Source organism: Vreelandella lionensis (genome assembly GCF_044543515.1).
GTDB lineage: Bacteria > Pseudomonadota > Gammaproteobacteria > Pseudomonadales > Halomonadaceae > Vreelandella > Vreelandella lionensis.
Window position 1 is genome coordinate 1 of the sequence record NZ_JBITWC010000009.1, and the last position, 26,149, is coordinate 26,149.

Sequence of the window (26,149 nt, forward strand, 5' to 3'; positions counted from 1 at the left end):
CAGAGCGAGAAGCCATGTATTATGAGCAACAGAGTCAGGCAAATAAGGCTGCTTGACTCAAACTAACGGGTCTCCGAGAAAGCCGGTACGGTTCAGGTCGTAGGTTCAAGTCCTACTGGGCCCACCATTTCCAAGTCTCTCCCCCTAGATTGCCTTCTTCTTAAGCCGCTGACCAACGTCAGTAAACGGCTCCTTTGCCATATTCTCTATTTCTCAAAGCCTCATGTCTCTCTGTGGGCTTTTCCACCGATGATCCCCCTCGAACACCCCGTTCCTCCCAAACCTCTTGCCCCACCAGAGTGATTGTGGTTGTGAATAAAAATCCGTATCATTCGTCTTACTATAACGAACTCCTCATACCCGTTGAGACTCACTCATGCTCCGTAAAACCATGCCGTTTTCCGTCGCGCCGTTGCCTGCCGCTATTCGCCGTTCACTGGTGGTGTCGCTCGGTGGAATGCTGAGCGTTGCGCCGCTGGCCGCGCTTGCCCAAGAAGAAACCATTAACACCGGTACCACCGTGGTCACTGCTACCGCGTTGAAGGTAGATACCCCCGAGGTAGAAACGCCTCGCGCGATCTCTACCGTGAGCGCAGAAGAGCTGGAAACCCGTGGCGTTAATAAGTACGACGAAACGTTCCAGTATCGTTCTGGCGTTGTTTCCCAGCCCTATGGCGATGACAACAACACGGATTGGTTCTTCTTACGTGGCTTCAGCGCGGAAAGTGCGACCTACCAAGACGGCCTGCGTTTATTCCGCACCGGCGGCTACTTCTGGTGGATGAATGAGACGTTTGGCGTTGAGCGGGTGGATTTACTGAAAGGCCCGGCCTCTATTTTGTACGGTGAAGCGCCTCCCGGCGGTGTGATTAACGCCATCAGCAAGCGCCCGACCAGCGAACCACAGGGCACGTTGGAAATTGAGGCGGGCAACCAGCAGCATCGCCAGGTGGGCATTGATGTCTCTGGCCCGGTGGCCGAGCGTGACAATATGCGTTACCGCATGGTCGGGCTTTATCGCGATGGGGAAGGGGAGCTTAACGGTAGCGAGAAGGAGCGCTACTACTTTGCGCCTAGCCTGGAAATGGATGTCAGCGACGATACCACAGTCACTTTCCTAGCCAGCGTGCAGAAAGATGAGGGTGTGCCCACTACCGGTTTCTTCCCTGCGCTGGGTACGCTGAACGACTCTCCGTTCGGCCAAATCGACCCCGAGACCAACCTAGGTCAGCCGGATTACGACCGTTTAGATCAGCGCCAAGTGGGCATTGGTTACGAGCTTGAGCACCAGATCAACGATACGTGGGAGTTCCAACAGAACGCTCGCTATACGCATTTAGATCTTGAGCTGCGTAATGTTTATCCCAACTCGTTTGTTACCCCGCCGCGCAGTATTTCCCGTGGCGTGATTGATCGCGACGGCGAGTACGATGCGTTCAACATCGATAACCGCTTGATTGCACGCACCTACACCGACAACACGGAAAACACCTTGCTGGTGGGCGCGGGCTATCAAGAGTTGAACCTGAACTACACCAACCGCGATAGCTTCCGTACCCTGGGCGATGGCTCTACGTTCTTCGCCAACGTGGATACCGTAGACCTCTACAACCCGGATTACGCCGCTTTTACCGCGCCGGATACCGGCGACCCCACCCAGCATGATGTGGACCGCCGTCAGTTTGGTATTTACGTGCAGGACCAGCTGCGCGTCGCGGATAAATGGGTCTTCCTCGCGGGTGCACGCTACGACAGCGTGGATAGCAGCGACGACTTCAGCGATGTCACCGGTAGCAGCAGCCAGGGCTACGATGACGAGCAGCTATCACTCACCGCTGGCGCCATGTACCTGGGCGATAACGGCATTTCACCTTACCTTAGCTACAGCGAGTCATTTACGCCAGTGGCAGGCATCGGGCCGGATGGTGCTAGCTATGAGCCGCTGGAAGGTAGCCAGCTAGAAGCCGGTGTGAAAATTGCCCCGTTTGATGTGGATGGCTATGTGACCGTTGCCGTGTTTGACGTAGAAGAAGACAACACGCTGATTTCCACCGGCGCGCCGGTGCAAGAGCAGGCTGGCGAGCGTCGTTCCCAGGGTGTGGAGATTGAAGGTGTGGGCTACCTCACTGATGATCTACAGCTCACCGCGGCGTATACCTACACCGATGCGCGCTACGATGTTAGCGATGCCCAGCAGGATGAGCGTGTGCCGCTGGTGCCTTTCCATATGGCTTCAGCGTGGCTGGATTACGATATGAGCAGCAGCTTGCCTGGGCTTTCCGTTGGGGCGGGCGTGCGTTATATCGGTGAAACGTCTCCGAGTCCTGGCAGCGGCATTAACCGCGATGTGCCTTCCACTACACTTTACGATGCCATGGCCAGCTACGATATTAACGACAGCTGGACCGCGCAGGTAAATGTGAACAACATCACCGATGAAGAGTACGTGAGCGGCTGCGATTTCTACTGCTATTACGGTGCTTCTCGCAGCGTGATCGGCAGCGTGAAGTACCGCTGGTAAGTGATCAGTAAGCGTCAACCAACAACGCCCGGCTTTAAGCCGGGCGTTGTCGTTGTGGGTCTGTTAGGGCGTGGCCATGGCGTTGGCGTACAGTGCGCAATCCTGGGTATAGCACTGGCAGGCGGCGGCCACTAATCCGCTGCGGTCTAGAATGATGATGTCGCCACGGTGGTAGCTAATCAATCCGCGTTGCTGCAGGGCAAGGGCGGCGAGGGTAATGCCTGCCCGTCGAACGCCTAACATCATGGCAAGAAATTCATGGGTAAGCTGTAAATGGTCGCTTTGAGCGCGGTCCTGCGTCATCAGCAGCCAGCGGGCGAGCCGCTCTTCAATGCGGTGAAAGTGGATGCAGGCCGCTGAATTGGCCAACTGGTTCATCACGATATATAGATAGCGCATGAGCCGCTGGTGCAGCGTTGGGCTGGTGGGTAGCAATGCTTGAAACTGCGCAGCAGGGATCCGCAAAGCAACACCTGCACCTTGCACCACGGCCAGCAGCGGCGCTTTGTTGAAGCCCAGCACTAGGGCAATACCGAGCATGCCTTCAAGGCCTGCCATAGTGACTTCGAGGCGGCTATCGTTGTTAAGAATGACGATATTGGAGACGAAGCTATCGATAGGGAAATAGGCGTACGTCACCGTGTCGGTCGGCTGATAGATAACTTCGCCAAAGGCGAGCGGCACCACTTCACAGCAGGCGGCTAAAGCAGCCTGTTCGGCGCTTGGCAGGTCAGCCAGCAGTCGGTTGGTATTGATCGCGTGGGAAATAGAAATCATGCGCCTCTCCGGTCAAATGAACCTGGCAAACGGCACAATGATGGTGGTTCTCATTTTGATGTCGGCTGCAGATGGGGTTCCAGTGATGGATGGCCCATCGGCATATTACCATTTGGTAAATCACCCGTCGGCACGCTAGCGTACACAACTCGCGCTTATCTTAGAGCACTTAGGGATCTATGGAGGGGTTAGCATGCCACCGTCACGGCTGGATATTTCAGCAGTCGGTCGTATTCGTTTTTGACCCCCGCGTAACACTCACAGACGCGGTCTTCTAACCCTTGCCTGTCTAGCACCGTAATGTGGCCTCGGTTGTAGGAGATCAGCCCCGCCTTTTGCAGTTTTCCGGCAGATTCCGTTACCCCTTCGCGGCGCACGCCTAACATGTTGGCAATCAGCTCTTGCGTCATAATCAGCTCATTACCGGGCAGCCGGTCTAGACTGAGGAGTAGCCACCGACACAGCTGTTGATCCAAGCTATGGTGGCGGTTGCACACCGCCGTTTGCGCCATCTGCGTGAGTAATGCTTGGGTATAGCGCAGCAGTAGGCGTTGCATGGTGCCTGCTCGGTCAAACTCACGCTTGAGCAGGTGGCTTTTTAGGCGATAGGCCTGCCCAGCACTTTGTACGATGGCGCTAGTTAATGTGGTTTCTCCCCCCATAAACTGAGAAACGCCCACTAAGCCTTCGTGGCCTACCACGGCAATTTCTGTTGAATCACCGTTCTCCATAACGCACAGCAGTGAGACGATAGCATCCAATGGGAAGTAGACGTGGCTCATGTGCCGGCCAGATTCAGACAGCGATTGGCCCAGGGTCAGTGATACTTCTTCAAGATGTGGCAACAGGTGTTCGAGTTCTTTTTCAGGCAGTAGGCCAAGCAAGGCATTTTGCTGAAAATGACGCGTTTGAAGCATTGAATATCTCCCTTATTCCTAGCTTTCGCGCAGCGTCTGGTGAAATTGAACGATGTGAGGCGCTTTTTTAAGTGTTTTTTAATCGGCCACTTTGAATGTCGTCCGTCGCCAAACGTACCGTTCTTAAGTATAGGGCGCACGGTAAAAAACTCTGTACGCTATCGCACATAGGGTAGTGGATTCATGAAAGAGTGCGCTGCCCAAAGTGGTAAAAGATCGCGACAAATAACAAACGTTACACATATTTTGTTGCCATGTTCGGTAGCGCACAGTCAATAATGTCAACGGCGTCTAAGGTTGCTTCAGTGAGGCAACGGAGATGCCTAAACAGGATGTTGCACTGCACGCTGCAGGGATCGCGGCGCCACCCTATCGATGAGTATGGCTGCACTGTTACACCACACCAAAGAATAAAAAATGCATCCCGGACCAGATTACACATGGGGAGTGATGTCATGCTGTACGGTGATTGCCATCGCAATAATGATTCTTCAAAAGAGGGGGGAGAGCAGAGTACCGACGAGCGGTTACGCGGTGCCGAGGCCGCCCTGCAGGCCGAAAGAGAGTGGGCACAGGTAACGCTAAACTCGATCGGCGATGCTGTTTTAACCACTGATGTGCAGGGCCGAGTGACTTACTTGAATCGGATGGCAGAGGAGCTTACCGGTTGGGCCAGCAGCGATGCGCTGGGAAAGCCCGTGGAGCACATCCTAAAACTCGTCAATAACCAAACCTTTCACACGGCGACGAACCCTGCACATCGGGCCATGACGGAAAATAGAACCGTCGGTTTGGCCATGAACTGTATGCTGATTCGTCAAGATGGCAGCCAGCTGGAAATCGAAGATTCGGCGGCTCCTATTCATAACCATCAGGGGTTTACGGTAGGCGCGGTGGTGGTTTTTCACGATGCTTGCCAGTCGTTGACGCGTTCCGCCCAGTTTGCCTACCAAGCGCAGTACGATGCGCTAACATCTCTTCCCAATCGTTTTCTGTTTGCCGAGCGCCTTTCCCGCGCTATTGGCTTGGCCAAACGCCACCGGCATCAAGTGGCGCTGCTGTACCTGGATATCGACAACTTCAAGTGCATCAACGACTCCCTAGGCCATGCCCTGGGCGACCGCTTGCTACAGGCAGTGGCTGAACGCCTGGGCGAGTGTATCCGCATTACGGATACCGTCTGTCGTCAAGGGGGCGATGAGTTCGTCATTCTGCTCAGTGAGATTGAGCACGCGCAGGATGCGGTAAGAGTCGCTGAAAAAATTCTAGCCACGTTAGCTAAACCCTGCCTGATGGGGCATGTCGAGCGCTCTATCAGCGCCAGTATCGGGGTTAGTTTATATCCAGACCACGCCAGCAACGAACACGAATTACTCAATAACGCCGACGCCGCCATGTATCACGCCAAGCGAAGTGGCCGTAACCAGTATCAGGTATTTCAGGACGGTATTGATGTCATGCACCTGTCGCTGAAGCATCGGCATTCGTGATGTGACCCAGCTGTCCGTGAAGTGAGACTAATTTACCGAGGCTTGCCATACGCTGCTTTCAGTAGGGCCTTCCGCTAAATCGGCGCAGGTATCCACGCGCCATAGCGTGGTGGCCCGGCAGTGAACGATGAGTTTTCCTTGCTGCTGGCCGAGCTGCCACTGCCAGTGTATCTCCCGCGTTTCGTCGTCGCCGTGGTCGCTGATCAGAGTAAGCGTTGGCTGCGCGGCATCTGTGCTGAGGTGTGTTAACGCAGCAATTTCGGCGCTTTGCTGCGCGGGAGTTAATTGCGAGCCGCCGCGATAGCCGGGCAAAAAGCGCTGCTGGTGGGCTTCAGCCTGTAAGAAAGGCAGGGCCTGTTCTGGCGTGATACGCCCATATTTGCGCACATTGGGCAGTATGATCACGCTTGCGGCGAGCCGGCAGCCGCCGAGGTGGCTGCTCTCCCATACCTCGAACGGCAGTGGGTGCTCTGCCACCGTGCTGGCGAGCGCTTTGAACGTTTTATAACCGTACTTGGCGCAGCATTTGTCCTTGGTGCCGTGGGTGCAGCAGAGCACGAGGTCCTCTAGCAGCGGCGGCTGCTCCCACTGGCTAAGGCTGGTACCGCTTTGAAACGCACTGAAAAACGTCTCTAACTCCCATCGTGCTACCCGAAAACGACGCCGCTCCGGCATCAGAAAGATCTGATGCTGGTACTTTTCCATGCTCGGCTGTTGGATCAGGTTGATGCGCAGGCCATCGTCAGCCAACGTATCCAGCGTTTGCTTTAATGAATCGCTCATATCGCTGGCGTGGCGTAGTTTGCGCAGCCACTTTGAACGCGGCCAGCTGAGCAGTAAGTTGCGCTCGGCATGGGCGGCGCTACCGGCCAGCGGGTCGTGCTGTTCACGGCTTAAATCAGCGCAGAAGGTATGGTTCATAGGGCCGCCTGTAACGTCGCCGAGGTGAAGGGCACGCACACTGGGCTGCCGCTAGCAGGGTCGCGCAGAATATGGGCATCCAGGTCGAAGACGCGCTTTAGGTTGGCCGCGGTGAACACATCGTTTGGCGTGCCGCTGGTGACGATTTGCCCGTCGCGCATCATCACTAGATGGTCGGCGTAGGCGGCGGCGAGGTTCAAGTCGTGCAGTACCAGCAGCAGCGTGCGGCCATGGTCGTGAGCCAGCCGAGATAGCAGCGCCAACAGGTCTACCTGCACCTTCAAGTCTAAAAAGGTGGTGGGTTCATCCAGCAAAATTAAATCGGTCTGTTGGGCGAGCACCATCGCGATCCAGCAGCGCTGGCGCTGGCCACCGGAGAGCGCTTCCACATCCCGGTCGGCAAACTCGGTAATGTGCATATAGCTCATCGCTTCTGCGATGGCGGCGGCATCCTGCTGCGGGTCTTTTTTCCAAAATCCTTGGTGGGGGAAGCGCCCCATCCCCACCAGCTGTTTTACGCTCAACCCCTCGGGGGCGATGGGGCCTTGCGGCAAAATGCCTAGCCGCTGGGCGACCTCCCGGGTGTTGCTGCGATGAATGTCCTTGCCATCGAGATAGACATGCCCGCCGCTAGGCGTCAGCGTTCGCGCCAGGGTTTTTAGCAGGGTCGATTTACCGCTGCCATTGGGCCCCAGAAGCACCGTGAGTTGGCCTTCCGCTACAGCAATATCCACTCCTTGCAAAATGCGCTTGGCATCGTAGCCAGCGTGCAGGGCGTCAGCGGTGAGTCGTGATGCAGGATGGGAATAGGCGGGCATAAAGTTGGCTCAGGCAGGCTCAGTCACGAGATCAAGGCAGCCAGCACCCTAAGGCAAAATATTCTCATTTTCAACATTGTTCTTTCTGGCACCCCGTTCCCTGTCATTTCGTTATATCGAACCGTTCGTTCGAAGTGATAGACCTCTCTACTCATTTATGCATAATATAATCATTATCATTTAGATATGCGTTAGCATTTAAGTGATAGCTAATACCAAGGGGTCATTCACATCACGCAGGGGAGTCAGCATGACACAGATGAAAAAAGCCGCTTTCTGGCCAACGGTGACGTTAGCAAGTTTAGTGGCAGCCACTCAGGCCAATGCCCAGCAAGAGGCAACTGAGATGGGGCAGTCGCTCAGCGAGTCATCGCCTACGATGGTCGTGACAGCGACGCGTAGCCGCAGTGAAGAGGGGCAAACACCGCAGCGAGTAACGGTGATTACCCGTGAGCAGATTGCGCAGCAGCTGGCCATTACCGACGACCCTGGCCAGGTCTTGAGCAACTTGATTCCCTCTTTTTCACCCAGCCGCCAGAAGCTTTCCAATGCGGGTGAAACGATGCGTGGACGCGATGCGCTGTTCCTGATCGATGGCGTGCCTCAGTCCAATCCGCTGCGCGATAGCTCTCGCGATAGCTATACCATTGACCTTTCCATGGTCGAGCGGATTGAAGTGATTCACGGGGCCAGCGCTGAGCATGGTTTGGGGGCCACCGGAGGTTTGATTAACTTCGTTACCCGCCGGGCCGAAGGGGGCGGTATTAACCAAAGTGCGGGCATTAGCTTCACCGTGGACGACGATCTGCACTCGGAAGGCTTGGGCAACAAGCTCAACTATCGCATTAGCGGCCAGCAGGGCGACTGGGATTTTGTAGCCGCGGCCACCCGCCAAGAGCGGGGCGTGTTTTACGATGGCGGCGACCGTCGCGTGGGCATTGCCTATCCCGGCGAGCTGCAAAACTCTGAAAGTTACGACCTGTTCGGCAAGTTAGGCTACTGGATCGACGACAATCAAAATATCGAGCTGTCGCTCAATCATTTTGATTTGGAAGAGGGCGACGACTACGTGCCCGTGGTGGGCGACCGCGAGGCGGGAATCCCGACCAGCGCCGAACGTGGCACACCCGACGGCGCGCCGGGCTTTAATGAAGTCACCACCGCCCGCTTGGCGTACTCCCACGCGGATTGGTACGGCAACGCGGTCGATGCCCAGGTGTATCGCCAGCGCTTCCGGGCACGCTTTGCTACCACGCCGTTCTTCCCTTACCTGGATGGCAACGGCAATACCCAGTTCGACCAAACCCGTAACGAATCGGATAAGCAGGGCGCCAAGTTCACCCTGAACCGCCAGGGCATGCTGGATGACCGGCTCGGCGTGACGGTGGGGTTAGACATCCTCGAGGATGAAACCCGCCAAATGCTGGTAGAGACCGGGCGCACCTACGTGCCGGAAAGCCGCTACAGCAACATTGCGCCGTTCTTGCAGGGGCAGTTCAAAATCGCCGACCCGCTCACGCTGCATGCCGGTGTTCGCCATGAGCGCGCCGAGCTTGAGGTGGATGCCTACGAGACGATTGACCGTAGCAACGTCACTCAAGATAACGTCGCGGTAGGGGGCGGCAATCCCAGTTTCGATGAAACGCTTTATAACGTGGGTTTGACGTACCAGGCCACGGAGTGGGCGCAGCTGTATGCCAGCTACTCGGAAGGCTTTGGTATGCCGGACGTTGGTCGCGTGCTGCGGGGCATTGGCGAACCGGGGCAGGATGTGGATACGCTGCTTCAACTGCAGCCCATCGTGACCGATAACCAAGAAATTGGCGCGCGCTTTGACTGGGAGCGTTACGGCCTGGAAGTCAGCTACTACGAATCGAACTCTGACTTTGGCCAGCGTTTGGCCGAACAGAACGGTACGTGGGTGGGCAGCCGGGAGAAAACCGAAATCCAAGGGGTGGAAGTGACCGGCAACATGCAGGTCAATGACCACCATGACCTGTCGCTCTCCTACGCCCATACCCAAGGCAAGTCAGACCAAGACGGCGATGGCAGCGTGGACACCAAGCTTACCGGGATCAATATTGCGCCCGATACGCTCAAGCTGGGCTGGAGCGCCGTATGGAACGACCGTCTCTCGACCCGCCTACAGGGCAGCTATTACTTCGACCGCAGCGTCGATAACCCGGCGCTCGACTTTAATGGCTACGGATTGGTGGATGCCTCGCTGGCCTACCAGCTCCCTACGGGGCAGCTATCGCTGGGTATCGAGAACCTGACCGACGAAGACTATCTCACCTATTACTCTCAAGCCGCTCGCATCAGCGATGAGTACTACTTCACCGGTCGTGGGCGCACGTTCACGGTAGGGTATCAGCTGGATTTTTAAGGCTTAACGCTGGCGCGCCCGATACAAGAGATAAACAAAGAAGGGCGCGCCAATGCCCGCAACGAAAATACCGGCAGGCAGGTCGTTAGGCAGAAAGGCAACGCGGCCAAGCAGGTCGGCATAAAGCACGATTAATGCACCTACCAGTGCGGATGCAGGCAGTAGCCGCGCTAAATGTCGGCCCACCCATCGCGCCGCTAGGTGCGGTGCCATGAGGCCCACAAAGCTGAGCCCTCCCACCACGGCCACTGCAGCACCGGCCAGCACCACGCTACAGCCAAGCAGCACGATTCGGCTGCGCAGTAACGGCACGCCTAACCCTTGGGCTATGCTGTCACCCAGCGCCATCGTATCGGCGTGGCGCGTTAGCAGAACACTCACCGGCGTCGCTAACAGTAGCCACGGCAGCAGGCTGGCCACATCGACCCATTGGGCGGCGTATAAGCTGCCGGTCAGCCAGGTATAGGCGCTCATGGCGGCGGAGTCGTCACTCATCACGATCAGTAGCGTAGTGCCCGCGCCCATTGCGGCGGCTAGGCCAATGCCCACTAGCACCAAGCGCGCAGGGCTAATACCACGCTGCCATGCCAAGCTGACCACGAGCAGAGCGGCGAATAAGGCTCCGAGCATGGCCGCCACCGGTAGCCAGCCGATGCTAACGTGCGAACTGAGCAACGCGATAAAAAGAACGGCGGCCAGCGCCGCGCCGCTGGTAATACCAATAACATCCGGCGAGGCAAGCGGGTTACGCACGATGCTTTGCAGAATGGCGCCTGCCATTGCCAGCGCCGCCCCTACCAGAATCGCTAGCACAATACGCGGTAGCCTAAGCTGCCAAATAATGAACGTCAGCTCGCTATCCGCTGGGTGAATGAGCGAATGCCCAACTTGTAATGGAGGTGTAGGAAAACTCCCCAAACAGAGCGACAGGGCTGCGCTTAGCACAAGCCCCACACTCAATAGCAGCAGCGTGAGACGAAAACGTGTGCCAAGCGCGTTGCTGGCGTCAGAAGGAGAGAGCGCTGCGAGTGTCATTGGCGAGCCATGTTGCGTCGTGCGAGGTAAATAAAGAAAGGCGTACCAATGAGCGCTGTCATTACGCCGACCGGCACTTCCTGTGGAGGGATTAAAAACCGCGATGCCGTATCGGCCAGCAGAAGCAAGCAAGCACCCAAGACGGCACAGCCAGGAAGCATCCAGCGATGGTCAATGCCAAAGAGGCAGCGAGCCATGTGGGGCACGATTAGCCCGACAAACCCAATCATGCCCGCCAGGGCCACTGAGCTGCCTGCCAATACAATCACCACGAGCCCCAGAAGCAGTTTGATGCTGCCCGCGCGCATGCCTAGGCTTGTCACCATGTCATCACCTAATAACAGCGCATTGGCGTGACGTACCAAGAGGGCGCTAAGCACTATGGCACCACCAAACAGCGGTAGCAGCGGCAGTACTAGGTCAAGGTCGCGTCCCGCCACAGAACCCGCTAGCCAATAAAGCACGCTTTCAAAGCTCTGCTGGTCGACCACCAGGAGCCCCTGGCTGAAGGAGACAAACATCGCGGTCACCGCGACCCCTGCCAGCACCACCCGCAGTGGCGAATTTTCGCCATAGCGCCCGCGACTTAGCAACACCACTAAACTTGCTGCCACTAGCGCGCCGAGTAGGGCGGCACTCACATAATGGGCAGGCGTGTGCAGCGGCAGTAGCGCTACCGCCACAACGACGAAAAACATCGCCCCCGCGTTAATGCCTAAAATACCCGGCGAGGCGAGTGGGTTGCGAGTCATGGTCTGCATCAGTGCGCCCGCCATGGCCAAGCTAGCACCCACGAGCGCCGCCACCACGGCGCGTGGCAGGCGCTCGGTGTACAAAATAATATGCGCCACATTAGCGGGATCATAAGCGGTTAGCATACGCCACAGTGCCGACCACTCTAGCGAGGTGGTGCCGAGCATGACGCTGCCGATAAACGCCAGTAGCGTCATGGCAGCGCCTGCTAGCAACCCCGACAACTTAGCGGAGTTGCTGTTCAGCATGAGGGCGGCTCCTGAGTGCATGAAGCGCAGTGTGGCAAGTGGCCATCGGTGGCCGGGGTTAGCTGATAGTAGCGGTAAAGGTCATCCAGCATGGCGTTGGCCGCCAAAATGCCGCCGCCCATCATCCAGCTAACGGGGTCGGCTTCAAATACTTGGCCCTGCTGCACAGCCGTTAGCTGTTGCCACAAAGGGTGAGAAGCCCAGTGTTGGTAGTTGGCCGCAATGGCTGGGTCATCTGGCTCCAGCAGCACAAAGATGACATCAGCCTCAAGCACCGGAATGTTCTCCGTGCTGGCAAGCTTCATCCCCCAGTCTTGAGAGGCCAGCGTCTCGGGTTGTTCAAAGCCCAGCTCATCTAGAATCGAACCGGCAAACCCGCTGGTATAGATCCGCACATGGTCGCTTTTAAAGCGCACCACGGCGACTTTTTGCGGCCATTGGCCCCCTAGCTGATCAGCGATCTGCTGGCGAAAGTCCGCCACGCGGGCTTCCCAGCGCTGCAGCAGCGCTTGGGCTTGCTGTTCGCGCTCGCTGGCCTCGGCCACCAGCGCTAACGTCGTTTTGAAATCATAGACGGTGTTGGCGTAAACGCTGGTGGCCATGGCGCTTAACAGCGGGGCGACGCGTTCGTGCCGAAAGTGACTGGCGATAATGGCATCCGGGTTCAGCCAAGCCACTTTCTCAAGGTTCGGCTGGGTTTCTAGCCCCACGTGCTCAACATTGGTAAGCGCATCGCGTAAATAGCGGTAGGTGGGCTTTTCCAGCCAAGCGTCAACCACGCCAACGGGGGTAATTCCGAGCGCTACGGCACTGTCCGTGGCTCCTTGGTAGAGCGTTACTAGGCGTGGTTGGTCACATTGAGTAGGTAAATCAGCAGTGGTGGCTACTTCATTGGCTATAGCAAAGAAAGGCAGCAGGGTGGAGCAAAGAATAAGCAACACCCGCCACCCTGTGCGGCTGCCATAAGCGTCTGCTGTCTGCATACGTGCCCTTCGGTGTAACGAAGAAAGGCGAAATCATGGCATGTTGTAAAAGCTAATGCAAAGCATTATCAAATAAGGGCTGCCACTACCTCCACCGCCCCAAACACCGCCACCCCGGCGGCCACCGGCCAGCCCAGTGAGCGCAGGCGACGCCACACCAACAGCGTAACGCTCAGGCCAATCGCGGTGGCCAACCAAGAGATAGCGCTGGGGTTTACGGGCACTATCGAGACGCCCAGTACGGCAGCAATCATCATGGGGCCCAGAATCACCAGCCATTGGGGCATGGCGTTCATTCCCGTTGCGCTGCCCAACCGCCGCTGCATCCATAAAAAGGGCACCACTCGCATAAGCAGTGTGCCGAGTGCGCAGATAATGACGGCGATCCACATGGCGCTGCTCATGGGCGGCTCCTCCGTGGTTGGAACGTGACCGTGTAGAAGCACAGCGCGCCGCAGGCGGCTGCAAGGGGAATCGCCACGTTGCTCCACCCGGCCAGGTTTAACCCTAGCGCGGCGAGAATGGTACAAAACATAGCGGCGGCCCAGCGCTTGTCGGTAAAGCGCGGTGCCACCATGGTGAGAAACAGCGCGGGGAGGGCGAAGGGCATGATCTCCCCCAGCAGCGGCCAGCGGGCGGTGACCGCTTCGCCGCCGGTCGCACCCACCGCCGTGCCGATAATCCACACCCCCCACGCCAGCAGCGAGGCGCCTACAAACCAGCTAAACCGCTTCACTTCCGGTAGCTGGGGGAGCCGTGTGAGCGCCAAGGCAAAGACTTGATCGGTCAGGCCGTGCATCAGCCAAGGCCAGTGGCGGCTTTGGGGCAGCAGCGCGGCCAAATTGGGGCCGTACACCACGTGGCGCACGTTGATGAGTAGCGTCATGGCCACCACCAGCCATAGCGGCGCACCAGCGGCAATCATGCCCACGAACAGAAACTGCGAGGCACCCGCGTAGATCAGCGCTGAAATGGCAGCCGCTTCCCAAGTGGTAAAACCGGCCTGGGTCGCTACCAAACCAAACGAGAGCGCGACCGGAATATAGCCGCCTAACAGCGGAATTGCTTCACGCACGCCCTGTAAGGCAGAGCGTAGCGGTGAGTGGTTGGCGTGCACCGTGTGATCGGCTGGCTGGCTCATGGTGGGGTCCCTTCTTGGCCGTAGGTGACGGTGAGTAGCAGGGTGGCTTCATCAGTGTGCGTACGGTACAGGTGCGGCTGGTCGGCCTGAAAGGTGATGCTTTCGCCAGGGGTGAGCGTGGTGGTCGCACCCTCTGGGCCTACTTCTAACCATCCGCTAATGAGCGTCAGCGTTTCCCGCGTGCCCGGGGTATGGGCCTCGGCGTGGCGCAGCGTATTGGGCGCGCAGCGCATCCAGTAGGCATCCACCTGTGGCACGCCCTTACCCTGGTCGATCAACTGTACCTGCACGCCATCCTCACCGAGCGGTACGCTAATCGGTGCCACCAGGGTGCCAAACGGAACGTTGAGTTGGACGGCCAGCCGCCAAATGGTGTCCAGCGTGGGGTTACCGTTGCCCTGTTCTAAGCGGCATAGGTTGGATTTCGCGATGCCTGCCGCGCTGGCAAGCTGCGACAGCGAGAAGCCCTGAGTTTTACGAAGCGTTTGGAGGTGTTGGCCTAACGTAACAAGAGAGTGCGCGTCCATGGTGATTGCCCATTGTTCCTTTTATAGAACGTTCTATATAAGGAACAACGGGCTGTCAATTGACAAGCAATAAAGAAGTGGTTAGGTGAGCTTGCGCGCTCGGCAGGCGGCGGCGGTAAACAGCACGTCGGTGGAGGAGTTGAGCGCTGTTTCGGTAGAGTCTTGTATCACGCTAATCACAAAGCCAATGGCAACGGCCTGCATGGCGACTTCGGTAGGAATGCCGAACAGGCTAGCGGCCATAGGGATCAGCATTAATGAACCGCCCGCCACGCCAGAAACGCCGCAGGCCGCGAGGGCCGACACCACGCAGAGCAGCAGCGCGGTGGGGAAGTCGACGCTAATGCCAAGGGTATGCGTGGTGGCCAGGGTGATCACGGTAATCGTGATCGCCGCGCCGCACATATTGATGGTGGCACCCAGCGGAATGGAGATTGAGTAGGTGTCGGCATCCAGGTCTAAGCGGCGGCACAGCTCCAGGTTCACCGGGATATTGGCCGCCGAGCTGCGAGTGAAAAATGCCGTAATAGCGCTGCCCCGTAGGCAGGCAAACACCAGCGGATAAGGGTTTTTGCGGGTGGCTAAATAGACCAGCAGCGGGTTACTCACCAGCGCCACAAATAGCATACAGCCAATGATCACCCCCAATAGCTGGGCGTAGTTAAGCAGTGCCTGAATGCCCGATTCGGCCAGCGTACCGGCCACCAAGCCGAAAATACCCAGCGGGGCTAAGCGAATCACCAGCGTGACAATACGCGTAATGGCGGCGGATAAGTCGCTAAGCGCTTGGCGGGTAGTGTCGCTGGCTTGGCGCAGCGTTAACCCCAGGCCAATCGCCCAGGCCAGAATGGCAATAAAGTTGGCTTCCATCAGGGCAGTGACGGGGTTGGCCACCGCGTTGAGCAGCAGGTCACGCAGCACGCTAAGAATATCGCTGGGCGGGTTGCCATCAACTTGGCCTGCATCCAGCGCCAGCTCCGTAGGGAACGCAAAGCTGGCCGCCACAGCAATTAGCGCGGCAATCAGCGTACCCGCGACATACAGCACCAATACCGAGCGGATATGGGTGGGTTGGCCTGCTTGGTGGGCGGCAATGGCCGCCGCCACCAGTACGAAGACTAAAATCGGCGCAACCGCTTGCAGCGCAGCAATAAACAGCTGGCCAAGTAGCGCAACATCGCTGGCAATCCCAGGGGTGAATAGAGCTAGCAGCACCCCAGCGGCAATACCAATCACAATTTGAGGGATAAGGCCCAGCCGTAAAATTGGCCGAAAAATGGCATTGACGGTGGCAATCATTGCGCGACTCTCAGGTAGTAGGAGGAGGGATGCGGTGAGGCGGTTAGCCACCACACGCCTGAAAGGGGCAGCATTCTACCAGTTGCGGGCGCATCTTGGGCGTGCATGTAAAAAAACGTGACCCGCTATCTTTGGCCTCAGCGCCAGATTATACTTTGTTGGCTGTGGGGCATTACCGCAGCGCGGCACTTATGCCACCTCCCGCCTGTTAAAAAAAAGAAAAAGGAACGTTCCATGCGTATGAAAGTGTTGTTAGCTGCACTGCTGTTGATGTGTAGTTCGTCGTTGGTCATGGCCGCCGACTACTATGTGGATATCACCAACCGTACTGGCTATACCATTTACTATATGTACGTAAGCCCAGGTGACTCAAAGAGTTGGGAAGAGGATGTACTGGGAAGTGACGTGCTCGCAGATGGGGACACGCAGCGTGTCACGCTAACGGGCTACACGAGCCCCTACTTCGATATCCGTTTGGTCGATGAAGACGACGACAGCTATACCTTCTGGAACGTCGATGTCTCTACCCAAGACATCGTAGTCACATTGGATAATTTGGACTGATCACAAAAACGGCTTGCTACCCAGAAGGGAAGCAAGCCGTTTTAGCATGAGTATGTCTAGTATCAGGATAGCGCCAGAACGTTAAGCAACTGCGCTGGGTTGAGCGACTGACGAGGCGTGCTGGGCAATGTGTAACGGTGTTTTAGACGTTTGGCTAGCGCTGAGTGCGGTCATGTCGGCATAGGCTTGATCGGTGAGTGCTACCACGTCGGGAGACGCTCCCCATTTCAACAGCATGTCGTCGATATGACGCTCAGCCGCTTCAAACTGACCGCAATGGCTCAACAGTTTAGCGATGGTGTAGTCGCACTGCGGAGTATCAAACATCTCTTCCTTGATTTCTCGAATGGCCAATTGCAGGCCCGCTTGGGAAATATCTGTCAATTGATTCAGTTGCATGCCACGACTCCTTGTGAATGCCAACGGCTGCTCTGTGAGAGCAACAAAAAAGACCAAACGCGCTATTTGTACGCGCCTTGTACTTTTCGAGAGTAATACAGGGGGTGGTGAGAATCAATCGCCAAGTTTGGCTGTCTGCAAAAATTCACATGAATCAAAAAATATAAAAAAATCCCCACAATTCGAGTGGGGATTTCGTTGAAAGCGGTCATTAAGATTGCGGCGTTAAAAGGTGAAGGTTGCCAGTAGGGTCACTAAGCAGCCTGTGAAGAAAGACACGGTTGCCACGGTCACCACGTCTAGCTGTCTTGCTTTTGCACGACTATGCTTTTGTTCCATAAGATATTTCTCAAGGTGTTCTCGGCTACCAGGCTGGGTGCCTTTGTAAATATGTTGACGGATCATCTGACCTCCCCAAATGTGGGTAATGTGGGTGATCCCCCTCAAAGAGAACAGCAGTGGAGTTGTCCGTGCTGTTTTAGCACGATTGGCTCACACTCCAAGCATAGACCAGCCGAAGTGAAAGTGAGTTCATAAAAGCTATACAAAATGTTAACAATGGTGTCATGTGCGGGTCATCTTGGACGGTAGATGCAGCTCAAGATGATGCGATTGGCCGTCTAAGGGCACGCGCAGAGGCTGCGCAATAGAGAGTGGCAGTGCAACCCCATCCAGTATCGCAGAGCGCGCAGTGGCCGTGGCCTCCAGCGTCGTTTGTGGCTGGCTGACGCGAATACGGTATTCGCTGCTGCTTAAGGTGACGGTGGCGCTAAACGAGGGCCACGTACTGGGTAAGCAGGGCGCGATCACTAGCCAATCTCCTTCGCGGCGTATCCCAAGAATCCCTTCTATACCGGCCTGGTACATCCAGCCTGCGGCACCGGTGTACCATGTCCAGCCACCGCGCCCTTCATGAGGGGGCACCGAATAGACGTCTGCAGCCACTATGTAGGGCTCCACTCGGTAGCGCGCAGTCTCTTCGGCGGTTAGCGCATGGTTAATCGGGTTGAGCAGCGAGAAGAGTTGATGGGCGTTGTCTCCCTCGCCCTGCTTGGTAAAGGCTAAAATAGCCCACATGGCGGCGTGGCTATACTGCCCGCCATTTTCGCGCATGCCGGGCGGGTAGCCGCTAATGTAGCCGGGGTCGCGCTGGGGGTGATCAAACGGGGGCCAGAAGAGCAGCGCTAACGGCGGGTCGTGACGGATCAGTTGGTGCTTTAACGATGCCATCGCCAAGGCTGCCCGCTCCGGGTGGGCGGCTTCTGATAGGACCGCCCAAGATTGGGCAATCGAGTCAATTTGGCAGGCGTCGCTTTGTTGGCTACCCAGCCAAGTACCGTCGTCGTAGGTCGCGCGCCGGTACCATTGGCCATCCCAAGCATGCTGTTCTAGCGCTGTGCGCAGCGCGTTGGCTTGCTGCTGCCACCGGCTGGCCCGGCGCTCACTCTCGGGGAGCGATGGATGCATGGCGTCATGCTGCTCAGCGTAAGGGATAAACAGGTCTAACGTTTTTATCAGCAGCCAGCCTAACCAAACGCTTTCCCCACGCCCCTCGGCCCCCACGCGATTCATGCCGTCGTTCCAATCGCCGCTGCCCATCAGCGGTAAGCCGTGTTCGCCCAGCTGGGCCAGAGAGATATCCAAGCCCCGTGCGCAGTGCTCATAGAGCGTGGCGGTTTCCTGCGACACGCTAGGTAGGAAGAAGTGCTCCTGCTCCTGGGGTTCCAGTAATGCGCCGCTGAGAAAGCTCACCGGTTCATTCAGCACATCGCGGTCTTGGGAGGTCTCAATGTAGCGGGCGCAGGCATAGGCTAACCACACGCGGTCGTCGGAGATTCGTGTGCGCACCCCTTGCCCCGAGTGGGGCAGCCACCAGTGCTGCACATCGCCTTCAGGAAACTGACGCGAAGCGGCGCGCAGCAAGTGCTGGCGCGTGGTGGCAGGCTGGCTGAAGGTTAACGCCATACCGTCCTGTAGCTGGTCGCGAAAACCATAGGCGCCGCTGGCCTGGTAGAAGGCTGAGCGGGCGGTCAAGCGGCAGGCGATGGTTTGGTACAGCAACCAGCCGTTGAGCATGATATCCATCGCGCGGTCGGGGGTGGTGACCTGAATAGCACTCAACTGGTTGGCCCAATGGCGTTGGAGGGCAGCTAGCTCGTCATCAATATCGGCGTCGCGGTAGCGGGCAATCAGCGCCTGAACGTGTTCGGTAGTGTCGCCTTGGCCTAGCAACACCACGATATCGGCGGTTTCTCCAGGAGCTAAAGAACACTTTCGCTGCAGCGCTGCGCAGGGGTCAAAGCCTGCGCCTATCGCGCCGGAAAGGGGGCGTTTACTGCGTAGCCCTGCTGGGTCTGCAAGGCCTTTACCGTAACCGATAAACTCACTGCGGTTAGCCGTCCAGCTGGTGGGTGGTTCGCCGATATCCAAAAAGGCGACCCTATCTGGAAAGGCGGCATTCCAAGGGTTGGTGGCCAATAGCGCGCCGCTGCCTGCCTCTTGGGCCGTAATGAGAAACGGAGCCGATGCGCTGCGCGATGTGCCAAGCACCCATTCGGCATAGGCGGTGACGGACAGCTTACTTACTCGGTTAGTGTGGTTGGTGATCCTTAAGCGAGAAACGCGTAGCGGTGCTTCTAGGGGCACCAAGTGCAGCAAGGTGACATCAAGGCCATCTGCACGGTGTTCAAACTGGCTGTAGCCAAAACCATGCCTAGCAACATAGCGCCCAGCATCGCGTAGTGGGCTGGCGGTTGCGGTGTACAGGGCTAGGCTCTCTTCATCCCGTATGTAAATAGCATCCCCGCTGGGGTCTACCACGGGGTCATTGGACCACGGCGTTAATTGATTTTCTTTACTGTTGTCTGCCCATACGTAGCCAGCGCCTTCCGCCGATACTTGGCAACCAAACCGCTGATTCGCTATGACGTTAATCCAGGGCGCAGGAGTGGTGCGGTAGTCATCAAGTAACGTGACGTACTCTTTCCCCTGCTTGGCGAATCCGCCTAGTCCGTTAAAAAACTCTAGTTCTGATGGGCTTGTAACAGGCCGTGGCTCTTTGAAGGTGCGCGGTTGCGGCAGCGAACGTTTTGTCGATACACCTACGTTGGGCGCCTTTTTTTCCTGCAGTACCATCAATAGCTGGTCGGCGATGGCGCCGCGGCTGGCGATTAGGTCAATACGCGCTATCGACTGTAGCTGTGTGCGAGAGCCCAGGCTGGTCAAATCGGCGCGTAAAGCAAACACAGCGCCTTGGGTCTGGCCCTCATGCAGCCTCGGCCTGGCTTGGCTACTCAGTATGGTTGCCTCGATGGCTTGCTGCAGGTCTTGCACATAGGAGGATGACCGTTCATTCATCACCACAATATCGACTTCTAAGCGTTTCATGCGCCAATACTCATGGGCGCGCAGCAGTTGATGTAGCTGCGCGATATCCATCAACGAATCGATACGCAGTAAAACAATAGGTAAGTCGCCGGAGATGCCGTGCTGCCAAAGCAGCGACTGTGGCCCCGCGCCACGCTTAATAGCTGATGGTGGCGCTCTAAAACGGGCATCTGGGTAAAGCAGCGGGGCCGCCAAGCGCTGAAAATCGGCAGCCTCGTCGGGCTGTATGCCTAAGTGGCGCAGTTGAACCTGTGCCTGGGTCCAGGCCAGTAGTTTGGCGCGCTCGAAGGCGCTGCGATCATGGTGTTGATCAATCAGATCCATCAGCGCCTCCCGCGAGGCGGCTACCACCGTCCAAAAGGCGATACGGGCGCTGCTGCCTGGGGTTACCCGCAGGCAATAGCGCAGGGCAAGAATGGGGTCAAGCACGCTGCCTACCGTCCCAGTTAAACGTTGGCCTTCGGCCAGTGCGGTGGCGTTAAACAGGCTGCGCCCCCGGCCAATAAACGTGTCACGGCTCGTTTCATACTGCATCTCACCTACAGTGTCGCCTTCCACCACCGCAAAGTGGGCGACCCATACGTGGGCTTCGCTGGGGTCGCGTTGGCGCCGTGTGGCAATGAGTACGTTGAGTTCAGATAAGTACTCGGTCACCACAAACATTTTTGCAAAGCACGGGTGAGCGTTATCGGCAGCGGGCGTGGTAAGCACGAGCTCCGCGTAGGAGGTCACATCAATATCGCTGGTGTGGCGTCCGTTATTGGTCAGTGAGAGCAGGCGAACCTCGCTGTCATCTTCACCGGATACCAGTACGTCCAAGTGGCTGGAAATATCGTCGTGACGATGGATGTAGCGTGCGTAATCTTCGGCAAACAGTGCGTGATTGGCAGCATTGTTAGCGCTGCTTTGGTGCTCGGCTGTTTGCCCTGTAGCCGACCAAATGCCCGGGTGGCGGGTATCGCGAAGAAAGATAGCGCTGCCCCAGGGGGAAGAGGTGGTATCGGGATGCCAGCGAGTGATCGCGATGTGATGCCAACGGCTATAACCACCGCCCGTTGCCGTCAGCATGACAGAGTAGTGGCCGTTAGAGAGCAGATGCGTGACCGGAGGCCCGCTAACCGTTGTGGGTACACGGCGCACGGCTTGGACGTCGTTCGTGACTTGGCTGGCGGTGGATTTCACCTCTTCGGCACGTGGGTAAGCAATCGCCACGTCCCGAGGAATGCGCTCTTGCAGCAGCAGTTCGCTTGCTTGAATCATCGGTTCACGGTGAAAGCGGGCGCGCATTTTTCCCTGCTGAAGCGTATTGGCAATCGCCACGATGGTCATGCCCTGGTGATGGGCCATGTAGCTACGGACAATACCCCCCTCTTCACTGGCGGGAAGCCGTGAACGGGTTAGGTCGATGGCTTCATAAAACCCATAGCGCCCCTGGACACCCATCTCGGCTAAACGACGGTAGTTTTGGTAGGCGCTTTCAGGATCAATCATCGTGGCTAACCCGGTGGCATAAGGGGCCACCACCAAATCCGCCGACAGCCCACGTTTAAGCCCTAACCCCGGCACGCCAAAATTGGAGTACTGGTAAGTGTGCTCAATATCCCGGGCGTTATATGCAGATTCAGAAATGCCCCAGGGTGCTGAAAACTGCGCGGCATAAGCTTGTTGGCGTTTCACCACCAACCGATTGGTCTGTTCTAGCAGGCTACCCGCAGGGGCGCGCATGACCAATGACGGCATTAAATACTCAAACATGGAGCCCGACCAGGAAATGAGCGCCGCACCGCGTGCTAACGGGGTGGCCGCACGGCCTAGACGAAACCAGTGGCGGGTGGGCACATCGCCTTTGGCAATGGCAAACAGGCTCGCTAGCCGCGCTTCGGACGCCAGCAGGTCATAGCAACTGCTATCTAGGCAGTAGTCATCCAGCGAATAGCCAATGGAGAGCAGCTGTCGCTCGGTATTTAGCAAGAATGCGAAATCCATCGACGTCGCCAGCCGCCTTGCCTGATGGGCTAACTGCTGCAGCTGAACGGGGCTAGTGTTGGCTGAACAAGTGTTGGCTGAACAAGTACTAGCTGAAAGAGCAGCCTTCGTTTGATCGTCGCTATGTTGAGTAACTGCGTTGTGAACGGCACTGATCCAAAACAGTGCCGTTTCAGTATCGTGGTCAGCCGGAGGTGCCAGTAACGCCCGTGCTGACTCCACCGTGGTGGCAGTTAGTGGCAATAGGTCGTTAATAGGTAAGGGCGCGGTTGAATCTCCCTCTAAGAGTGCTTCGATCTGTTCGAGCTGTTTTTGAAGCGGCTGGAGGGTCGATGGCTCATGTTCTGACGAAAGGCGTGCTAGTGCCTCAACGGCGATCATTAACGTATCAGAAACGCCCTGGCGCGAGTTAGGAGCGCCTGTTGCCTGCCAAGTGTCGCAGGCATTGGCCAGTGTAATGAGGTGGCCTGCCAAGTTGCCGCTATCCACCGTGGAAACATAGCGCGGGTCTAGTGGGCGAAGATCAGCGGTGGCATACCAGTTATAGAAGTGACCACGAAAGCGCGGCAGCGTCTGCATCACGGCCAGGGTGCTGGTTAAGCGGTGCAGCGCCTCTTGGCTACCTATCCAGCCGAAGTCGCGAGCGGCGACGGTGGCCAGTAAATACAGCCCCATATTGGTGGGCGAGGTGCGCTGGGCAGTCACCGGCTGAGGCGCTTCCTGAAAGTTATCGGGCGGTAAGTAGTGGTTATCACTATTCACAAAGGTTTCAAAGTAGCGCCATGTCTGACGGGCGATCAACCGCAGCGCTTGGGCGGTCTCTTCCGCTGGTAGCGGGTGATTAGCGGCACTTGTCGCGCTGCTTAGCCAAGCGGCCACCTTGGGGGCTGCCAGCCACAGCAAGGTAATCGGCAGTACGATGACCCAAACGCTGCTGTTAAATCCTAAGGCGACCAATGCAACTGCCGCACCAAGTGCCGTGCCAGGGGCCATGTGTTGGTAAAACCCCAGCGTGCTGAGGTGAGGATGCTTCATGGTTTGCGCAGCGGAAGTCCACTCCAGCAAATGGCGATGGGTAACAAAAAGCCGCGTGAGGGTGCATCCGATGGCGCTCAGCATGCGCCACGCTTGGTCAGGCAGGAATATGAGTTGAACCAGCGTTTGCTTTACGCCTAGCCGTAGTTCAGCCAGCCACTGCTGAAAATGATGACGCAGGTTGACGCTTGGTTGGAGCGGAATAAAGGTCGCCCATAGCGATAACAATACCGGGGCGCTCATGAATAGGATCACCATCAGCGTGCTTGCGGCGGCCATTAGCAGTGGCAACTGCCAGCTAACCGCTAGGCAAGCAAGCAGCAGTGGCGGCAGCAGCGAGCGACGCAGGTTGCCTAGCGCTTTTAAGCGCCCAATAGGGGGTAAGGCACCGTTGAGTAACCACGGCAGGAGCTGCCAATCACCACGTACCCAGCGGTGCTGGCGCTTGGCGACCACATCATAACGATTCGGAAAGTCCTCAATGACTTCGATATCCGAGGCCAGGCCCGCACGGGCGTATACCCCCTCAAACATATCGTGGCTGAGTAGGCTGTTATCTGGAATGCGGCCTGTTAACGACGCTTCAAAGGCGTCGATATGGTAAATCCCTTTGCCTGCATAGGAGCCTTCGCCCACGAGGTCTTGATAAAGATCGGAAATAGCCGCTGCATACGGCTCTATGCCGCCGGGCGCAGAGCACAGCCGCTGATAGGTGGAACCACTGCCCGACATAGGCAGCGACTGGGTAACCCGAGGCTGCAAAATGGCATAGCCTTCCACGACCCGCTGTTGGCGCGGGTCTAGGCGCGGTTGATTTAAAGGGTGAGCGAGCTTGCCAATCAGCTTGCTTGCGGCGCCTCTAGGCAGGCGAGTGTCGGCGTCCAGCGTGATGACATAGTGCACCCCGTTAGGCAGTAAGGGTGGGTTAATAAAGGTAGTATCGGTGGCGCCGCGTAATAGCCGATTGAGTTCGTGCAGCTTGCCACGCTTGCGTTCCCATCCCATCCAACACTGCTCGCGCGGATTAAACACACGCCTGCGATGCAGCCAAAAAAAGCGCTTCTCATTGCCAGAGGGGTAGTAGCGATCGTTGAGCTGCTGTATGTGTTGCTCTGCAATGCTGAATAAAGCGGCCTCATGGGCTAACTCTTCGCACTGGGCGTCAACACCATCCGACAGCAGGGCGTAACTGATAGCGCCATCGCCGCTGCTTAAAAAGTGCACTTCAAGACGGTTAATCTGCTCTTTTAGGTCGGCTTCGTTGGTTAACAGCGTTGGCACAGCGACCAGCGTTCGCAGCGCTGAGGGCACGCCTTTGGAGAGATCCAGACTGGGCAGAGGCTCGGCACCAATGCTATGGATCACAAATCGGTTGACGATCAGCGTAGCGACCTCAATCAGTGGCAATAGGCTTAAACCGGCTAACAGCAGCAGCCACCATATAGGTACTGCTTGAGGGGGCACGGTTAGCCAGAGTAGCCATCCAGCCAGCGCGGCGAGTGCAGTGGTGGTGATTGCTAGCAGCGCAACGTAGCCGGGGATGCCGTTCTTTATCAGCAATTGACGAAACCGGCGACGTAAAGAGGGGTGAAAGCCCAGACGCTTTTCCAAGGTCGCGCGCCCACCCGCCACCAACACGTAGCCGGGGTCGCCCACGCGTGCTGCTTCAGTAGCGCCTTTAGCGGTTGCCAAGGCGTCACGGCAGGCGTTCAGCGCGTGATCAGTCACCTCAAGTTCACTGTAGGCAGAGCCACGGGCCAGCTCTTCTACCGCGCTGCGGTATTGGTTGCGGGTGGCAAAATCGTACTGGGCAAATTGGCTATGCTGGCTCAGCTTGGCATCCACTAGGCTGACACTTTCGAGCAGGTCGGCCCAGTCGGTGCTGGCGATAAACCGCATGCTGGTGATGATATTACGCATGGTGACGCTCGCCGCGCCTTGACGATGCTGGGCGCTTTGCACCACATCATCAATGGATTCGCCCTGGCTATGAAGCTGCTCAGAAAGCCAGCATGCCAGCGCACTGGTGCGCGGGTTAATGCCCCGTAAGCGTTTCGCTAATTGCGCAGTGAAAGACGCCGAAAGAGGCGCTTTTTGCAGCGTAAACGAAGGAAATTCATGATCGGCTTGTTGGCCAACAGCTAAGCCGGGGTGAGAGGAGGAAGAGGGGTGAGCATCGTTTTTACCACTATCACTTTTACCACTGTCACTTTCGGCAATGGCGCTATCACGCACAATCCACTTTGTGGCGAGGGCATCGGCTTCGTCTCGTGCACTCTGCTCTTCGGTGATTTGGTCGGCCAGACGGCGCAGGTTCTCAACCAACACAATGCGCAGCGTAATGGCCACTGCCCACAGCTCGCCAATGGTTAATGGCTGTTCGCGTTGGTAGGCATTGAGAAAAGCGCGCAGATTGGTCAGTTCCAAGTGGCTGTCGGTATGGGCCACGAAGGCCCACGCAATACCGAACACCCGCGGATAGCCTGCAAACGGGCCATCGGCCAGCTTAGGTAGCTGACGGTAATAACCAGGGGGTAAATTGCCGCGAATTTCGCGTATCTGTGCCTCGATAAGGTGATAATTATCCAGTAACCAAGCAGCCGCAGGCACGATATCACGCCCTTCTGCCAGGGTAGCCGCGCAGGCTCGGTAGGCCGAAAGCAGTACGCTAGCGTTTTCATTAAGACGCCGGGATAAAGAAACAACTTTAGGGGGTGTTTGAGTGACGACTTGGGCCTGTGCAAGGCTGCAGGCATGCTGTTCCAGCCGCTCAGCGCTAAAGAGTTCTTCACGCACGGGAGCAGTGGAGTTCCAGAGTGTTGCCGACGCGTTATAACGGCGCACACGCTGGAAAAAGGGTGATTGGAACAAAAGAGTCACGGCTACCATCCTGGTTTCGCTGCAAGTACCTCACCCGGCACTCAAAACAAGTACAGGGCTTCCTTGCCAATAAGATGGTCGC

Annotated in this window: 18 protein-coding genes; 4 read left to right on the forward strand and 14 right to left on the reverse strand. The window is 57.1% G+C overall.

Translation table 11 applies throughout. The annotated features are described in order from the left end of the window. The first annotated feature begins 376 nt into the window (after positions 1-376). On the forward strand, positions 377-2,521 hold the full coding sequence (locus ACIGG6_RS07145; RefSeq protein ID WP_399843488.1) for a TonB-dependent siderophore receptor: 2,145 nt from the start codon (positions 377-379) through the stop codon (positions 2,519-2,521). Between the two features lie 63 nt (positions 2,522-2,584). Here ACIGG6_RS07145 and ACIGG6_RS07150 read toward each other — a convergent pair whose 3' ends face one another. Then, on the reverse strand, positions 2,585-3,298 hold the full coding sequence (locus ACIGG6_RS07150) for a Crp/Fnr family transcriptional regulator (RefSeq protein ID WP_399843491.1): 714 nt from the start codon (positions 3,296-3,298) through the stop codon (positions 2,585-2,587). 188 nt (positions 3,299-3,486) lie between these two features. Continuing rightward, positions 3,487-4,215, reverse strand: a complete 729-nt coding sequence (locus tag ACIGG6_RS07155; protein WP_188639194.1) for a Crp/Fnr family transcriptional regulator — start codon at positions 4,213-4,215, stop codon at positions 3,487-3,489. 455 nt (positions 4,216-4,670) lie between these two features. Between ACIGG6_RS07155 and ACIGG6_RS07160 the strand changes: the two genes are divergently transcribed. Beyond that, positions 4,671-5,705, forward strand: coding sequence for a diguanylate cyclase domain-containing protein (locus ACIGG6_RS07160; RefSeq protein ID WP_399843494.1), 1,035 nt, complete (start codon positions 4,671-4,673; stop codon positions 5,703-5,705). A 27-nt stretch (positions 5,706-5,732) separates the two neighbouring features. Here the strand turns inward: ACIGG6_RS07160 and ACIGG6_RS07165 are convergent, their stop codons facing one another. After that, the gene (locus ACIGG6_RS07165) at positions 5,733-6,626 is read right to left on the reverse strand and encodes a sucrase ferredoxin (RefSeq protein ID WP_399843496.1); all 894 of its coding nucleotides are present in this window, start codon (positions 6,624-6,626) and stop codon (positions 5,733-5,735) included. Next, positions 6,623-7,444 (reverse strand): ABC transporter ATP-binding protein, encoded by an 822-nt coding sequence (locus ACIGG6_RS07170; protein WP_399843499.1) that lies wholly within the window; start codon positions 7,442-7,444, stop codon positions 6,623-6,625. The genes ACIGG6_RS07165 and ACIGG6_RS07170 overlap by 4 nt, the downstream gene beginning before the upstream one ends. A gap of 259 nt (positions 7,445-7,703) precedes the next feature. Between ACIGG6_RS07170 and ACIGG6_RS07175 the strand changes: the two genes are divergently transcribed. Next, a complete protein-coding gene (locus ACIGG6_RS07175) occupies positions 7,704-9,830 on the forward strand; it encodes a TonB-dependent receptor (protein WP_399843722.1) in 2,127 nt (708 codons plus the stop codon). Between the two features lie 3 nt (positions 9,831-9,833). On the opposite strand, the gene ACIGG6_RS07180 is transcribed toward ACIGG6_RS07175, so the two are convergent. The 7 genes from ACIGG6_RS07180 to sstT all read right to left on the reverse strand — a co-directional run bounded on the left by ACIGG6_RS07180 (position 9,834) and on the right by sstT (position 15,816). Then, complete coding sequence (locus ACIGG6_RS07180; RefSeq protein ID WP_399843501.1) at positions 9,834-10,865, reverse strand: FecCD family ABC transporter permease; 1,032 nt, start codon at positions 10,863-10,865, stop codon at positions 9,834-9,836. Beyond that, positions 10,862-11,866, reverse strand: coding sequence for a FecCD family ABC transporter permease (locus ACIGG6_RS07185; RefSeq protein WP_399843503.1), 1,005 nt, complete (start codon positions 11,864-11,866; stop codon positions 10,862-10,864). Before ACIGG6_RS07185 ends, ACIGG6_RS07180 begins: the two co-directional genes overlap by 4 nt. Continuing rightward, positions 11,860-12,849: an ABC transporter substrate-binding protein gene (locus ACIGG6_RS07190; protein WP_399843505.1), complete on the reverse strand. Its 990-nt coding sequence runs from the start codon at positions 12,847-12,849 to the stop codon at positions 11,860-11,862. Before ACIGG6_RS07190 ends, ACIGG6_RS07185 begins: the two co-directional genes overlap by 7 nt. Before the next feature lie 68 nt (positions 12,850-12,917). After that, positions 12,918-13,253, reverse strand: coding sequence for an AzlD domain-containing protein (locus ACIGG6_RS07195; protein WP_399843508.1), 336 nt, complete (start codon positions 13,251-13,253; stop codon positions 12,918-12,920). Next, positions 13,250-13,990 (reverse strand): AzlC family ABC transporter permease, encoded by a 741-nt coding sequence (locus tag ACIGG6_RS07200; protein WP_399843511.1) that lies wholly within the window; start codon positions 13,988-13,990, stop codon positions 13,250-13,252. The genes ACIGG6_RS07195 and ACIGG6_RS07200 overlap by 4 nt, the downstream gene beginning before the upstream one ends. Continuing rightward, positions 13,987-14,517 carry a helix-turn-helix domain-containing protein gene (locus ACIGG6_RS07205; protein ID WP_339119515.1) on the reverse strand — a complete coding sequence of 177 codons (531 nt, stop codon included), beginning with the start codon at positions 14,515-14,517 and terminating at the stop codon, positions 13,987-13,989. The genes ACIGG6_RS07200 and ACIGG6_RS07205 overlap by 4 nt, the downstream gene beginning before the upstream one ends. Positions 14,518-14,598: 81 nt before the next feature. Next, entirely contained in the window at positions 14,599-15,816 is a 1,218-nt protein-coding gene (gene sstT, locus ACIGG6_RS07210; protein ID WP_399843514.1) for a serine/threonine transporter SstT, read from the reverse strand. Positions 15,817-16,050: 234 nt separating this feature from the next. On the opposite strand from sstT, the gene ACIGG6_RS07215 reads away from it, so the two are divergent. Beyond that, positions 16,051-16,380: a hypothetical protein gene (locus ACIGG6_RS07215; RefSeq protein WP_399843515.1), complete on the forward strand. Its 330-nt coding sequence runs from the start codon at positions 16,051-16,053 to the stop codon at positions 16,378-16,380. An 81-nt stretch (positions 16,381-16,461) separates the two neighbouring features. Here the strand turns inward: ACIGG6_RS07215 and ACIGG6_RS07220 are convergent, their stop codons facing one another. The 3 genes from ACIGG6_RS07220 to ACIGG6_RS07230 form a co-directional block, all read right to left on the reverse strand. Further along, positions 16,462-16,779 (reverse strand): hypothetical protein, encoded by a 318-nt coding sequence (locus ACIGG6_RS07220; RefSeq protein WP_399843517.1) that lies wholly within the window; start codon positions 16,777-16,779, stop codon positions 16,462-16,464. Between the two features lie 225 nt (positions 16,780-17,004). Next, positions 17,005-17,184, reverse strand: coding sequence for a hypothetical protein (locus ACIGG6_RS07225; RefSeq protein WP_399843520.1), 180 nt, complete (start codon positions 17,182-17,184; stop codon positions 17,005-17,007). Between the two features lie 159 nt (positions 17,185-17,343). Beyond that, positions 17,344-26,067 (reverse strand): GH36-type glycosyl hydrolase domain-containing protein, encoded by an 8,724-nt coding sequence (locus ACIGG6_RS07230; RefSeq protein WP_399843522.1) that lies wholly within the window; start codon positions 26,065-26,067, stop codon positions 17,344-17,346. Between the last annotated feature and the right edge of the window lie 82 nt (positions 26,068-26,149).